We start from the raw sequence: 14,612 nt of genomic DNA on the forward strand, positions 1-14,612 counted from the left end.
TAGTCTAAATCAGTGCTTTGCCTTTCAACAGCTTACGCAGCCACATTCGGTTGGGGTTTAATAGTGTCAATATATCTGTAGTGGTGGGTAATAACTCACCACACATTTGCGCGGCAAGTATTTCTGCCGACAACGGACCCGAAGTCAATCCTCTTGAGCCTAGCCCACCGAGAATGAATAGTCCTTTATGAGTGGGGGCAGGGGTTTTAACCCAATAATCAATACTCTCTTTAGTGTGTTGATGGGTTTGGTACGCAGCCATGATGGCGTCATAATTTGGTGCACAGCCAACCATAGGCGCATGATCGCGAGTTACCATTCGTACGCCGACTCTGGCGCTGTGACCTGTAATGTCGATCTCTTTGGTCCAGTCGCCTTGATAGCTTTGGCGTATTTTATCCAGGTTTTCAAACTGCTCGGTGTGACTATACTCATTATTTGGGGCATCTTTGACGTAACTTGCGCCAGTGCAATGTAAGCCTTGATGGTTGGGGGTTAAGTAGCCGTGAGAGCAAAGCACTGTATTTAACTGGCTTAATGCGCCTCTGGATGGAATGTGGCTAACTTGACCACGAAAGCCACTGATAGGCAGTTCACGGGTTTGGGGGAAATCGGTCAAGTGGCGGCCATTGGCGAGTACTACGTTATCGAAGGGGCCAAATCGTGTCGTGTTACCGTTCGCTACAGCAGTTAAAAACCACTTATCATTGAGTTGTTCAATAGCGGTAACTTGAGTATTAAAATACAACTTGTTGTCTGTGATGCTGCTAGCGTTATCTAAAGCGGCTTGAGTCAATTGATGGGGACAGACCCAGCCACCCAAAGGATAATAGATACCAGCTTCATCGATGCTGATCCCCGCCATCGCATCTGCTTGCTCTGTTGTTACAGCTTGAGCTATGTTCATCGCCCAAGGTTGGCCTGCAATAATTTTCTGTAAACGTGCGCGACTACGTGCGTCATGACCGGTATGCAATACGCCGCAAAAGTCATGGTCAATGGGGTAGCCTTGGCTGACCAATGAATGAATACGGTGACGACTAAACAGGTATCCCTGTAAAAAGAAGTGGCTCAGTGTGCCATGCTCGGGTGTTAACAAGGGATAGATGGCGCCTTGTTTATTTCCTGATGCCTGCTGGCCCGGAGCACCATCCATACAGAATAGCGAAATAGACTTGCCACGCTCAGCTAATGACAGCGCCAAACAAGCACTGGCGACACCGCCGCCAATAACTGCAATTGAACCACTACTTGCCGGTGTTAAGGGATTAAAGTTTAGACTTTCTTGTTGTTGCCGCAGTAAGGCGCAGCGTTCTTTAAGTGCGAGCTCTCGATTGAGCGTTTGGGTTGCGTTAGTTTTCGCTAGCTCTTTGTTGGTTTCAGCCTTCCCCCCCGTGAGTGCGATGAACTCAAATCCACATAAGTCACACATTGAGGCGAGGTACGTATGCTGTGGAATATCTAGAGGTGTAACTTGCACGATAGATGCTGATACGTGGCTGAGTTTTGCCATCTGCCACAGATCCGTTTGGGTTAAGTGTTCAGTCACTGTTGGCGTAGTGATTAACCAGCTCTTAAATTTTATATCCGTTTGGCTAACTATTTCTCGCAATTGTGGAGCTGTGTCTCCTATATGCAGATCTAGGCTGAGTGTGCCGTCGAATAAGGAGATACGGTGACAGCCATTGATCTTTGCGTCTCGGATATCCTGCAGATGAGTAGCAATATCCGTGAGCTGGCTGATTGCGTCGCATAGACCTGTGATTTCATCGACATGTTTGATGAAAAACTTCAGTTGCCAACGGCTCTGATTGGTCGAAGAGCCGTGATAAACTAACCATTGTTTAAGTATCGTCGCATGATCTTTGCCAATAACGCCTACAATTATGGGGGCGCCAAACGGAGTATTTGTCGTTAAATGACTAAATAATGAGTCGATTTCACTTATGTTTACACTTATTTGTGTTTTATCTTCACGTTCTGTGGTCAATGAATTTACTCTCACAATGATATTAGGCATTATTTTACCCGCCTTTATGGAAAGCTGACCACTTAAATGCGACAAAAGCGCTACTATTGGCCCAGTAAAATTGGTACTACACGTACGGAATGGATAGTAAATAATGAAAAGAGTCGTGATCACCGGACTTGGCATCGTTTCAAGTATTGGTAATAACAAGCAAGAAGTAACCGAATCACTCAAAGCGGGTCGTAGCGGTATTACCCACTCAGATCAGTTTGAAGAAATGAAGCTTCGTAGCCATGTTTGGGGCGACATTAAGTTAGACCCTAAAGAGCATATTGATCGCAAAGCACTGCGTTTTATGGGCGATGCTGCAGCGTACGCTTATATCGCCATGGAGCAAGCGATTAACGATGCTGGTCTTACTGAAGAGCAATATTCTAATCATCGCGTCGGTATTATAGCCGGTACGGGTGGTGCATCTTCAGCGAACCAAGTTCAAGCTGCAGATACATTGCGCGAGAAAGGTGTCAAACGCGTAGGGCCATATATCGTGCCACGTATTATGTCGAGCACGGCAAGCGCATGTTTGGCAACACCATTTAAGATTAAAGGCATGAACTACTCAATCAGTTCTGCGTGTGCAACCAGTGCTCACTGTATTGGCCATGCTGTTGAACTAATCCAGATGGGCAAACAAGATATGGTGTTTGCTGGTGGTGCAGAAGAAGTCGATTGGACTTTAACCATGGGTTTTGATGCCATGGGCGCGCTATCGACCAAATACAATGACGAGCCAACGAAGGCGTCTCGTACCTATGATGCTGACCGTGATGGTTTCGTTATCTCTGGTGGCGGTGGAATCGTTGTCGTTGAAGAGCTGGAACATGCGTTAGCTCGCGGTGCTAAGATTTACGCTGAGGTGATTGGCTATGGCGCATCGTCAGATGGTTACGACATGGTTGCGCCATCAGGTGAAGGTGCTGTGCGTTGTATGCAGATGGCTCTAGCTGATGTTGACACTCCAATCGATTACATCAACACCCACGGTACATCTACACCAGTAGGTGATATGCGTGAACTTGAAGCATTGGCGGAAACATTTGGTGATAATCTTCCTGCTATCGCCTCGACCAAGTCACTGACAGGCCATGCCCTTGGTGCTGCTGGTGTTCATGAAGCGATTTACAGCTTAATCATGATGGAAAGCAGCTTCATCGCACCAAGCATTAACATCGATAACGTTGATGATAAAGCGATTGGTATGCCGATTGTAACTGAGTATCGCGATGCGGAGCTTAATACTATCATGAGCAACAGCTTCGGTTTTGGTGGCACTAACGCAACATTAGTGATGCGCAAGTACAAATAAGTACTGGCAGCATTAATAAAAAAGGGAAGCATAATAGCTTCCCTTTTTTGTTTGCGTTGAATGTCAGACGCTGGTTGGAATGATAACAATCAGTATCAGAAAGGATTACTGAGCGTTTAGCTGCTGACCGGTAACCGCTTTTGACTCATCACCCATCAGGTACAAGTAGGTAGGCATAATTTCTGCCGGTGTTTTTAGTAACTGTGGGTTTTCAGCCGGATAGGCGTTAGCTCGCATACCAGTGCGGGTTGCACCAGGGTTAATACTGTTGACCCTAAGGTTGGTACCTTCATATTCATGGGCAATTGATTGCATCATACCTTCTGTGGCGAATTTGGAGATGGCGTATTCGCCCCAAAATGCACGTCCCTGCCTGCCAACACTACTCGATGTAAACACTAGTGATGCCAAAGGCGATTTCTTCATTACCGGTAAAAGGGCTTTGGTGAGCATGATTTCAGCCACCAGATTAACCTGTAAAACCTCTTTCACTGAATCCATAGAGATATGCTCAAACGGACCTAAAACACCTAGCATACTGGCGTTATGCAATAAGCCATCAAGGTGACCAAACTGCTGCTCAATGGTTTCCGCCATATCAATGTAGTTTTGCTCAGACGCGCCTTTAAGGTCGAGGGGAACAATCGCTGGTGTTGGGCAGCCAGCTTGCTCAATCTCATCATAAACGGCTTCCAATTTCTTTACCGTTTTGCCTAATAGAATTACCGTTGCGCCATGTTCGGCGTATGCCAGTGCAGCGGCGCGTCCAATGCCATCACCTGCACCAGTAACCAGAATAGTTTTATCTTTTAGTAAATCTTTTGCTGCCTGATATTCCAACATGAGTCAAATTTTCCCGTTCGCGGAATTGCCCGCTATTTCTGTGATTTATTCAAGCCTGAAACGCCTGTTTAAAACAAATGATTAATTAACGACCATTTATCTAGCCTGTAAGTGTGACAAAAATGTAGCTAACTCAATAATTTTACGTTAACTTGAGCAAAGCTAGGGACTTAAAAAGTCCTATTGGTCACGCAAGGAAGACTATTGTGACCAATTTTTGGGGAAAACAAAATTATTACAACAAGATTTGGGGAAAAAAGATGAAAAGACTCTTTTTGGGTGTCGCAATTGCGTCCGCTTTAGGAATGACTGGTTGTAGCGAAGATAGTGTCGATGAGCTTACAGAAAAGACGCAGCCACTGATTCCTGAATCTCACATGGTGTTCGATCCGGCAAACGGAAAGGTACCATTACCAAACGATTTATTATTTAGCGGAACACTCGACGGTACTATCACTATCCCAGGAGAGAAAGCCGACGGCAGTAGCGACTATACTGACCCACAAATGGCGCTTGGTGCGCTTGATGGTTGGTCAACCACTTCACCCATCTCTATAACGGTTGACCCTGCTACCGACCACGACGGTACTAAACTGACACTTTCTGCTGCATCGGTATTTCAGCCTGGTGCGATTCGCATGTTTGAAGCCACGGTTGGTGGACCACTGTCGTCCGACCCAGAGTGTCAATCAGCGCCTTCAGTCTCTGCCTGTAAGATTGGTAACGAGCTACAGTTCGGCGTGGACTTTGTCTCTAAAGCCTCTGGTAACACGATTGCGATTGTGCCACTTAAACCGTTAAAAGCGGGTCAATCCTATGTCTACGCAACCACGAGTTTGATTCAAGATTCAGAAGGTCGTCCGATAGCGCCTTCAAGCACCTATGGTTTGTTAAAATTAGACATTGAAACTAAGCCATTAGAAACGCCTGAGCAGCTTATGCTGCAAACGCTGGTCAATAGCTATGAGAAGGGAATGGCATCGGCCCACGGTGTTGATGCCGCAACGATAAGCTATGCCGGTTTGTTTACAACTCAGGCGATTAGCGATGTTTATGAAACAAGCAAACTGTTAATGCTGCAAGAGGGTTCACCTTTTGCGCCGTCTATGACAGTCCCAATGCCGCATCCATATGGTATTACCGTCGCCCAAGCGGCAGGCTTGACTGAAGCTGATGGTCTTGCCTATGTCGTGTCGAGCCTGGCGGATGTGTATGTGGCTGAGTTAACGCTGCCAACCTATGGCGCCTGTAACTCGGTAACGTGTGCCGGTATCGATGGTAATTGGCGTGCGCTTGGCGATAGCCCAGTGTCAGTGTTATTAGCACTACAGTCTGGCACCATGAGTCAACAAACTTATGGCGCTCAAGCCATGGGTTACGGGATAGACCCGTCTGAGGGCATAGCTAATCCAGCGTTACTGGCGGGTAAAACCTGGTTATTAGATGATGGTACAGCAGCCGATAAAGCTAAACACCTGACTAAGTTTAATCCTATCCCAGCGCCGACTGGCAGCGAAACTGTGCCAGTGTTAATTTCTATGCCAAATGCAGAGCGCTTAGCGGCCTTTTATAGCGCACAAGGTTTACCGTTTACGCCACCGACAGCGGGTTGGCCGACAACGATTGCTATGCATGGTCTAGGCGGTGGTAAAGAGATGTCATTAGCTTATGCTGGCAGCTATGCGGCGATGGGCGTTGCGACGATTGCCATTGATATGCCACTGCACGGTGCAAGATCATTCGATGCAAATGGTGATGGTATTTATGAGGTGTCTGCGACCGATCCGTCTTACGGAGCTGTGGTTGGCAATGAAGACGCCTTTAAAAATGGCAGTCCGTTAGTCTTTATTAATATCGCGAGTACTTTGTCTGTGCGAGATAATTTCAGACAAGCAACTGTTGATCATTTAGGCCTTCGTGCATCGCTAACAGGGCTTGCTGGTGGTCTTGCGGCGGCGCAGATGCCGCAGATGTTCGACATTACTAAAATAAGCGCACAAGGGCTTAGCTTAGGTGCGATAGTCGGAACGGATTTTGCGACTTATGCTAGCACCGGCTTAACTCACCCAGAAAATGGTGCAGATTTAAGTTATGTGCATAAGATCAATGCTGTGTCATTAGTGGCGCCAGCGGGAGGTGTTGCGGGTGCCTTTATCGGCTCAGCGACTTTTGGTCCAGTATTGTTTAGCACTGTAACTGCAACAGATAGCTTCCAAGCGTTAGTTGATGAGGCTAATACGGCTGGCTATGAACCTGGGTCGCCAGAATATAGCGCGCTTGTTCAGGCTGTATATGCTCAATTTCTGCCAACCTTCGCCTTTGCGGTACAAACAGCGGTCGATAGTATGGATCCTGTTAATCACGCCGCAGCGCTAAAAGCCACTGAGTTACCGGTTCATCTAGTTGAGGTGGTTGGTGATGCTAGTAACCTACCTGATCAGGTGTTGCCAAATAGTGTCGAGAACTTCCCGCTATCGGGTACAGAGCCGTTGATTGCTAACCTAGGCCTAGAGTGCATTGATACAACAAGCGCAGGTTCTGGTGCGGTGCGCTTTAGTAAAGGTCACCATAGCTCGATTGTTAGCCCAAGCGAGATACCAGGTGTAACAGATGGCAAAGCGGCGGATGCCACCGTTGAGATGCAACAACAAGTAGCGGCCTTCGCGTTGACTGCGGGTAAAGAGCAAGCGACTATTTTAGTACAAGACAAGTCGATGCTTCAGCCTTGCGCTGTACCTGCTGGCTAATTGCTGCACAAATAACTAAACAAAAGCCCAGCGTTTGCTGGGTTTTTTTATTGTGGCGTTTGTTATTCCCGACTTGACTGATAGAATAACTGCCACATTTTAAGGGTAACAAGAAAGCCTCAAACGGAGCTTATTTTGGAATTTTTGTACGAGTATGGATTATTCCTCGCCAAGGCCGTCACTATCGTTATTGCGATAGCTGCTGTCGTGATTGTGATATTGGCCTCAGCGGTGAAACAGAAATCAGATAAGGGCGAGTTAAAACTCACTAACTTATCTGAAGAGTTGAAGCTGTTAAAACATGATTTGAAAGAGGAGTTGCTATCCAAAAAGCAGTTCAAAGCCTATGAAAAGCAGTTAAAAGCTGATGAAAAAGCCAAAGAGAAAGCCAAAGAGAAAGCAGAGAAAAACCAAACTGAGTCACCAGTAGAGCCAAGAGTATTCGTTATTGACTTTAACGGTAGTATTGATGCTGCAGAAGTCGCATCACTACGTGAAGAGATCAGCGCAATTTTGACCATTGCCGAGCCTGGCGATGAAGTGGTTGTTAATGTGGAAAGTGGTGGCGGTATGGTCCATGGTTATGGACTTGCTTCAAGTCAGTTAGACCGCTTGCGTCAGGCTGATATCCCATTGACCATCTGTGTTGACAAAGTGGCGGCCAGTGGCGGTTATATGATGGCATGTGTCGCGAACAAAATTTATGCTGCGCCGTTTGCGATTGTTGGTTCTATTGGTGTTGTGGCGCAAATTCCAAATTTTAACCGTTTGCTTAAAAAGCATGATATTGACTACGAGCAGCACACCGCTGGGGATTTTAAACGCACGTTAACGGTATTTGGTGAAAATACTGATGAGGGGCGAGAGAAGTTCCAAAAAGAGCTTGAAGAGACCCATGTGCTATTTAAGGCGTTTATTGCTAAGTACCGTCCAGGACTTGATATTGCCAAAGTGGCAACAGGGGAGCATTGGTATGGGCAACAAGCGATAGATTTAGGTTTGATCGATGCCTTATCAACAAGCGATGATGTTGTCATGCAGCTGGCAAAGGATAAAACCGTGATTAAAGTACGCTATCAGCTAAAGAAAAAGTTAGCTGACAAGATTGCGCATGGTGCTTCGATGTCATTGAATGCGTTGTTTAATAAGTTGGCGGAAAAGAACCAACCTGTTAGTTAGTCTTAACGCGCACTATTCGTTACTGAAAACCTGCATCATGCAGGTTTTTTTATCTTTATTGAATTTTTATTCTTTTAGGCTTTAATTATTCATTGAAATCTTATACAAAATAGATACCTCTAGCATGATAAGTATTCAAAGATGAAGAGTGCTCGCAGTTACAAGCCTACTTTAATGGTGGGCGATCAGTCCTATCCCGCGTATGAGCTTAGGTATCTGCTAAGTTATGTCTCACTGCACTATGGTGTTGAGCAACGAGAGCAATTATGTCAAGAGATTGGAGTTGGCATTAACGAATTACAGCAGATGCAGTTGGTGTTTGTGTGGCAAGTCGATTATGTGATGGCTTATCTTAAGCAGCGTGAACATGATCTCGAGTTAGGTGCAAAATTGGGTGCTTGCTACCAAGTCGAGGACTTGGGGTTTATGCTCAATCATTTGAAAGAATGTGCCAACTTAGGTGATTGTCTGCAATTTGTCTTGTCTCACCCCGAATTAGTTGGGAGCTTTTCCGATACATTGATCAGTAATAATGCAGGAGTCTTATCTCTTCGATGGCTTAACACTGGTAAGATTGATCGAGAACGCTTTGGCATGCAGTTTCAACATAGTGTCTGTTCTATGTTGGCTTTAGCAAGGCAACTGACACAACACCCAATTGCGTTAATGCAAATCCATATGGCCGAATCAGCAAGGCAATCACAGTTTTTACAAGATTTTACCCAATGTGACGTTCAGTTTGAACGTGAATTCTATCAGTGGTCTATTGGACATCAAGAGCTAACATTGCCGATTTTGTATGATTTTGAAAGCGTGGTGATGACGGAACATGCATTGGGAGAAGCTTCCTATATAGAACAAATATTGAATCAGCTTAAAGCGAACTTTCCTGAGCTGCCTAAACTAGAACAGATGGCCTTGATGAACAATATCAGTGATAGAACCTTGCGTCGTCGATTAGCCAGTGCAGGAACCACCTATCAGCGCCTTGTTGATCAGGTTCGCTCGCAAATCGCTATCGGTCTTATTGTGCAAGGAGACAGAAGTGTGGTTGAGATAGCCGATTTGATGGGGTTTAGTGATGTCAGCCATTTTCGCCAGAGTTTCAAACATTGGCTCGGTTATCCTCCTGGGCATTTTATCCGCAAAATTTAATTAGGCCGGTTTTGTCACAGGCCTAATAACATGCTTAATAGGCGATAAAACCTTAATGTTGGCAAGTGCCGATTGAGGGGGCCATGGTGTCAATCCACTTTCTAATTATGGTGACGGCCTCTCGATGTACTAGGCTGCGCCCAATAGGGGGCATACGATCTTTGGCGTTATTCAATTCTTGCCGATATAGCAAAATAGAATGTTCTGCATCTCCAGGAATGATATCGTAGCTCAAGCCTTTTTCGCCCCCATCCCAACCCGGTGGCTGTTTGCATATACCATATTGAAAGCTGGTGTGATCGACATTGTAGCCTAAGCGTAAACCTGACAGGCTGGCAAATCCTTCTGCTCTGTGGCAATGCGCGCAGTTAATATCCAGATAACCCTTGGCTCTGTTGGTCAATGATGCGGCTCCATCATCGATGGCGGGCGCGCTGCTAAGTTCGTTTGCGGCGGGTAATCTGTCTAGCCAGCCTTTCTGTTGCCACAATGCTAGCTGGTTTATGGTGACGCCTTGGTATTCAATCTTATGGTTGAGCAGGTGAGATTTTAGACCGATTGGGCTGATATGGTTGTCGGTGCCGCTTGTCACTTGGTGGCACAGCTTGCATTCGGCGCGACTCGGCACGTGATAATTAAAGCTGAGTTGCTCACCCTGCCGATTGAGCGTATGGCTGACATTTGCCCCTGCTTGAATGAGTGTCGCCTGTCCATTTTCCCAAAGGTAAGCCAGTGTTGTCCATCCCGCTTCTCGGTGAATTAACAAGCGGGTTTCGATCATTACCTCATTTTCACTGCCACTGACTTGGGTATCGAAGGGCAGGGCAAAGGTTTTGGTTAACACTGTACCGACAGGCAAGCCAAAGGTATCAAACTCATTGAAACTGATAGTTTTCCCCTCTGGCAGAAAAATGAAGCGGTATTTATTGGCGTAATTAGAAAACAACTGCGTCGATAGCTCGTATTTTATGCCTGGAGTATTTGGGGCTGTCGTCGGATGATCAGCTTGGCTAAATAGCTGATAATCGGCCAGCTGCGGGCAATCCTCGTTCATTAAAGCATCCCAGTTGATCTGGTTACTTGGGTTATTGCATAAGCTATCATTACCGCTTATTGGCGGTGGTGTCGTGACTGCGGGCGGCGGGCTTACAGCGGATGAACTATCATCATTGCCGCCACAGCCAAACAGTATAAGGCTTATCAATAGTAAGTTGATGATGCGCATAATGTCTCTCTCAGTGAAAAAAGGCTGCCTATTGGCAGCCTTTTCTGTGGGCGTTTAAAGTGAGCAACTCGCTCTTGGTAAACGTTTTATCCACTCTGCAATTAAGGCACTGCCTTCTCCGTGGGATAAACTGCGGCCAATCTCTGGCATACGATCGCCGGGGTTGGTCGAATCCATACGGAAGTGCAAGATTGAGGTTTCTGCGCTGCCCGGGACCACATCGTAGCTCAGCGAGCCTCCTCCATAAGCGACAGGAGACTTACAGGTGCCATGAGAATAACCTGCATCCTCATCATAGGTTCGCCAGTACTCAAGCTTGAGACCGGTATTCGAAGCATTGCCCTCAGGGCGATGGCAATGGGCACAGTTGATATCAAGATACCCTTTAGCCGTTTTCATCAAGGCTTCATCGGATAGCGCCGCTAATGTTATCTCATCACCATCATGGAAAGCCGGCACAGTATCGATTGTGGTGACGTCAGGCACGCCCTGCAATATACCAGCTGCTTGCCACTTCAACAGTTGGTTCATGGTGCCGTCGCTGAAGGCATAGTCTTTATTGAGATGACGTGCTTTAGGACCAATTGGTACAAATACGGCTTGGCTATCATCATCGGCCTTAAACTGATGGCACTGTTTGCACTGATTCATGCTTGGCACAACATAGTCAAAGTTAAGGGTCTCACCATTGTGAACCACCTGTTTTGCTTGAATGGCTCCCGCTTTAGCAAGCACGGCGTCGGTTTGCTCAGCATTAAACACATAAGGTAATGCAGACCAACCCGTGGCACGCTTGATCAGCAGGCGAGTTTCAACTAACGACTCGTTAGCAATACCACGTTTAGCCGTATCCGCTGGCAAGGCAAAGGTTTTAGTGATCACAGTGCCGACAGGGAAGTCCATGCTTTCGGTTGCAGAGTAGTCTGCTTTTTGCCCCTCAGGTACAAATACAAAACGATACTTACTCGAGTAGTCGGTAAATAGCTGAGTATTAAGATCGTAAGGCAGGCCGCCTGAATTGGCACCTGTGCTTGGGTTCGCTGCATCGGCAAACAGTTTATAATCTGAGAGATTTGGACAGTTAGCGCCTAATAGCGCATCCCAATTAACGCCAGATGCTGTGCTGCTACACAAGGCCAAGTCACCATCACCAACAAGGCCTCCTTCCCCTTCGCCAATACTGCCGCCCCCCCCAACGAGGTTGCCACCGTCACAACCTGCGACGTCATCATCGACGCCACAACCAAATATCTGATCGCCAAATGTCACGGTATGCACGGGCAAGCTCACTTGGGCACAGGTCATGATATCTTGCTGTGTTTTTTCATAAAGCACATCTGCAATACTGATATCAGTATTGTTATTGGCATAGAGACGACCAAATGAAACATCACCGTTGTTTTGCGCACAGACATTGTCGCTGCCGTCTGGTGCAAAAGGTAGCTCCTGAAGCCCTAAATATGCCGCTGTGCCATTGTTAGATAGCATCTCCCCTAAGCCGTCATACAGTACGCCAGGGAAAGCTCCATGGGTAAACAGGTAGGCTTTAATAATGTCATCAATTAAGTAGCCATTAGGCTTTTTACCATAATCGGTGATCACATTATCATGGAGATAAATATTACGGGGTGTCGGACGCCAACCATCTTCAATAGGCTGACCAGGTTGGCCATAGTTACCGACGAAGGCGTTCATGTCAGGTTCTGCAATAAAGAAGCTAGATATGGTCACGCCCATGGTGTCGTGGTTGGTGATTTCGTTATTAAAAATCTCCACATCATCTGTAGACAAGATGATCATGCCGGTACCTGGCGGTACTATGTGTACTCCAGCTGGATTGGCTGACGCATTGGCAAAGTTTTTCGTATTGTTGTCGTAAACTTTGTTATTAAAAATACGCACGCTAGAGCCATATCTATGATTATTGATTGGCAGGTCGAAAACTAAGATCCCCCCCGTATTGCCCATGGCTTCATTGTCATACACATCGGCATATTTCGAGTTTTCAATTTCAATGCCGGCCACGTTTTCTTTTGCGATATTACGGCGCACAACAATGTACTGCGACTGACCGACATAAATACCTGCATCGGCGCTACCACGAACATAGGTGTCTTCAATCAGAATGTTTTCACACTCAACAGGATAGAGCCCGTAGGCACCGTTATCCTCATCGAGTTCACCTTCCCAAACTGTGGCAAGTCTTCTTAAGATGATACCGTTGGTATTTTTTAGTTTAATACCATTGTTTTTCGCTTCGTTGACCGAAAGATCTTGAATGATCACATTGACAGCATTTTGCACAAAAATACCATCACCAGTGATGGACTCTGAAAAGTCTAATACTGTTTCATCCATGCCATATCCCATAATGGTGATGTTTTTTGCGTAGGCGCCATCACCATCAACATCGCCGTCAAACAGCAGCGTCGATTCAATTTTAAAATTACCTTTAGGCAGAACAATGACATCATTACTTTGTGCATTGATAAGCGCTTCTTGAATTCGAGTGGTCAGGTTTTCACCTTCCTCGATTAAGATGGCACCTTCAGGAAAGTTTGCGGTGGGATCTGTTGGTGGCGTTACCGCCGTGGGTGGTACTTCAACATTGGGAGTATCTTCATCGTCTGATGAGCAAGCAGTTAAACTTAACGCCACGGCGCTGGCCACGAGCGTTGGAATTAACCAATGGGGTTTCTTGTTGAACATAGCGTCTCCAGCTTATTTTTATTATTCCTGCCTTAGATTGCACTGACGTACCATATATGCAATGTGAAATCTGGCCAACAAGTTGATAACATTTTGTTATCAAAGGTGCTTTTGAAAGGGTTTAAACAAGTGTTTGTTTTTTTGTTAATAAAAAACAACAGGTAGCGTGTTTTATTAAACGGATACTTTCGACTTGATAAGGCCTCCGACCAGTGATAGGAAAAGACATGATAATGCGCTTGAAGTGGATTTGTTGGCTTAATGTTGCGCCAAAGGGTGGCTTGAGCAAAGACCGTGAGCAAGCCTTTTAGTTACAGTTACGGACCAGATCGTTAAAAATCGATGCTAAAAACCGACATAAAACCGGCAGTCAATGGGAGTCACTTTTATTCTGCGTCGTATCTTCTGAGTCCCCTTGTGGCGTACCAATGTGATCCCATTCCAAAGACAGGTCTAGAGCAAACATGTCGGTCAGCTCAATGCCAAATGTGGCGACAGTATGGCGGGAATAACCACCGAAGTCTTAATTTGCGTAGTTAATACGATATAAAGCGTTAAAATCGATATCATCTGTTAATTCAGTATCATAAACCATTTCAATCACGAGGGCTGTGCTACTTTAGACATCACTCGTCAGCGGGATCTCTTCATCATTTTGAGTACTGCTTAAGAACGGATTAAATTCGTAAAACAAAGGTTTAGCGTCAAAGTGCCTCGCACAGCGTTGTTTAAGGGGTGGCCATAAATAACACCTCTACTGTTAACCGTTTAACAATAACTTTTAGGCCATCATCAATTAAGCTTTACTGAGGTGAGCGGCTTGGTATCGGCTAGCGCCGCTTCTAACCAAGGTTTTACAAATTCAGCTATTTGCGCTTGTGCCTGTTCATTGGGATGGATGCCATCGGCTTGCATTAATTCTGGATGTATCGCGACCTCAGTCATAAAAAAAGGCATCAGAGTGATCTCATGCTCTTGAGCTAACGTTTTATATACTTGAGTAAACATATTTGCGTAGCGGGGGCCGTAGTTAGGTGGCACCATGACTTCGCTTAATATCACTTTGGCGTCAGCTTGCTTTGAAAGTTGGATCATTTTTGTAAGATTATCTTTCAGCTGTTTAGGCGAAAAACCACGGAGACCATCGTTACCGCCGAGTTCAATTAACACCAGCTGTGGTTGAGTGGATTCAAGCAGGGTGGGGAGTCTACGCAATCCTCCAGCGGAGGTTTCGCCGCTAACCGAGCCATTAATAATGTTTTGTTGGGGCATCTTTTTTGATAAAAGGTTAACCCAGCCCTTGTCTTGTTCCATGCCATAACTTGCACTTAGGCTATCACCTAGGATTAATATAGGGTTAGCATGGGCAAATTGAGTGGCGCACAACAAAATTAAAGATGTCACTCCCATCATCATTTT

At 45.9% G+C, this 14,612-nt stretch carries 9 protein-coding genes; 4 read left to right on the forward strand and 5 right to left on the reverse strand.

Translation table 11 applies throughout. The features are described 5' to 3' along the window. Positions 1-4: 4 nt before the first annotated feature. On the reverse strand, positions 5-2,020 hold the full coding sequence (gene mnmC1, locus BEL05_RS03315) for an FAD-dependent 5-carboxymethylaminomethyl-2-thiouridine(34) oxidoreductase MnmC1 (RefSeq protein ID WP_069670268.1): 2,016 nt from the start codon (positions 2,018-2,020) through the stop codon (positions 5-7). Positions 2,021-2,123: 103 nt separating this feature from the next. Here mnmC1 and fabB point away from each other — a divergent pair, with 103 nt between their 5' ends. Continuing rightward, positions 2,124-3,335: a beta-ketoacyl-ACP synthase I gene (gene fabB / locus BEL05_RS03320; RefSeq protein ID WP_028765446.1), complete on the forward strand. Its 1,212-nt coding sequence runs from the start codon at positions 2,124-2,126 to the stop codon at positions 3,333-3,335. Positions 3,336-3,440: 105 nt separating this feature from the next. On the opposite strand, the gene BEL05_RS03325 is transcribed toward fabB, so the two are convergent. Further along, positions 3,441-4,178, reverse strand: coding sequence for a YciK family oxidoreductase (locus BEL05_RS03325; protein ID WP_069670269.1), 738 nt, complete (start codon positions 4,176-4,178; stop codon positions 3,441-3,443). Between the two features lie 260 nt (positions 4,179-4,438). Between BEL05_RS03325 and BEL05_RS03330 the strand changes: the two genes are divergently transcribed. From BEL05_RS03330 to BEL05_RS03340, 3 genes are all read left to right on the forward strand, one after another. Continuing rightward, on the forward strand, positions 4,439-6,925 hold the full coding sequence (locus BEL05_RS03330; RefSeq protein WP_069670304.1) for a VolA/Pla-1 family phospholipase: 2,487 nt from the start codon (positions 4,439-4,441) through the stop codon (positions 6,923-6,925). Positions 6,926-7,060: 135 nt separating this feature from the next. Continuing rightward, complete coding sequence (sohB, locus tag BEL05_RS03335) at positions 7,061-8,104, forward strand: protease SohB (RefSeq protein WP_069670270.1); 1,044 nt, start codon at positions 7,061-7,063, stop codon at positions 8,102-8,104. A 141-nt stretch (positions 8,105-8,245) separates the two neighbouring features. Beyond that, entirely contained in the window at positions 8,246-9,259 is a 1,014-nt protein-coding gene (locus BEL05_RS03340) for a helix-turn-helix transcriptional regulator (protein ID WP_069670271.1), read from the forward strand. Between the two features lie 52 nt (positions 9,260-9,311). On the opposite strand, the gene BEL05_RS03345 is transcribed toward BEL05_RS03340, so the two are convergent. From BEL05_RS03345 to BEL05_RS03355, 3 genes are all read right to left on the reverse strand, one after another. Continuing rightward, positions 9,312-10,484, reverse strand: coding sequence for an SO2930 family diheme c-type cytochrome (locus BEL05_RS03345; RefSeq protein WP_069670272.1), 1,173 nt, complete (start codon positions 10,482-10,484; stop codon positions 9,312-9,314). A gap of 54 nt (positions 10,485-10,538) precedes the next feature. Beyond that, a complete protein-coding gene (locus BEL05_RS03350) occupies positions 10,539-13,193 on the reverse strand; it encodes a parallel beta-helix domain-containing protein (protein WP_069670273.1) in 2,655 nt (884 codons plus the stop codon). A gap of 792 nt (positions 13,194-13,985) precedes the next feature. Next, positions 13,986-14,603 (reverse strand): arylesterase, encoded by a 618-nt coding sequence (locus BEL05_RS03355; protein WP_373316144.1) that lies wholly within the window; start codon positions 14,601-14,603, stop codon positions 13,986-13,988. Positions 14,604-14,612: the final 9 nt, after the last annotated feature.

Origin of the sequence: Shewanella colwelliana (assembly GCF_001735525.1) — a bacterium.
GTDB classification, from domain to species: Bacteria; Pseudomonadota; Gammaproteobacteria; order Enterobacterales; family Shewanellaceae; genus Shewanella; species Shewanella colwelliana.

Excerpts from the sequence above, each read along its gene's own strand:
- mnmC1 (WP_069670268.1), bottom strand. The coding sequence starts at position 2,020 with ATGCCTAATATCATTGTGAGAGTAAATTCATTGACCACAGAACGTGAA.
- fabB (WP_028765446.1), top strand. The coding sequence starts at position 2,124 with ATGAAAAGAGTCGTGATCACCGGACTTGGCATCGTTTCAAGTATTGGT.
- BEL05_RS03325 (WP_069670269.1), bottom strand. The coding sequence starts at position 4,178 with ATGTTGGAATATCAGGCAGCAAAAGATTTACTAAAAGATAAAACTATT.
- BEL05_RS03330 (WP_069670304.1), top strand. The coding sequence starts at position 4,439 with ATGAAAAGACTCTTTTTGGGTGTCGCAATTGCGTCCGCTTTAGGAATG.
- BEL05_RS03340 (WP_069670271.1), top strand. The coding sequence starts at position 8,246 with ATGAAGAGTGCTCGCAGTTACAAGCCTACTTTAATGGTGGGCGATCAG.
- BEL05_RS03345 (WP_069670272.1), bottom strand. The coding sequence starts at position 10,484 with ATGCGCATCATCAACTTACTATTGATAAGCCTTATACTGTTTGGCTGT.
- BEL05_RS03350 (WP_069670273.1), bottom strand. The coding sequence starts at position 13,193 with ATGTTCAACAAGAAACCCCATTGGTTAATTCCAACGCTCGTGGCCAGC.
- BEL05_RS03355 (WP_373316144.1), bottom strand. The coding sequence starts at position 14,603 with ATGGGAGTGACATCTTTAATTTTGTTGTGCGCCACTCAATTTGCCCAT.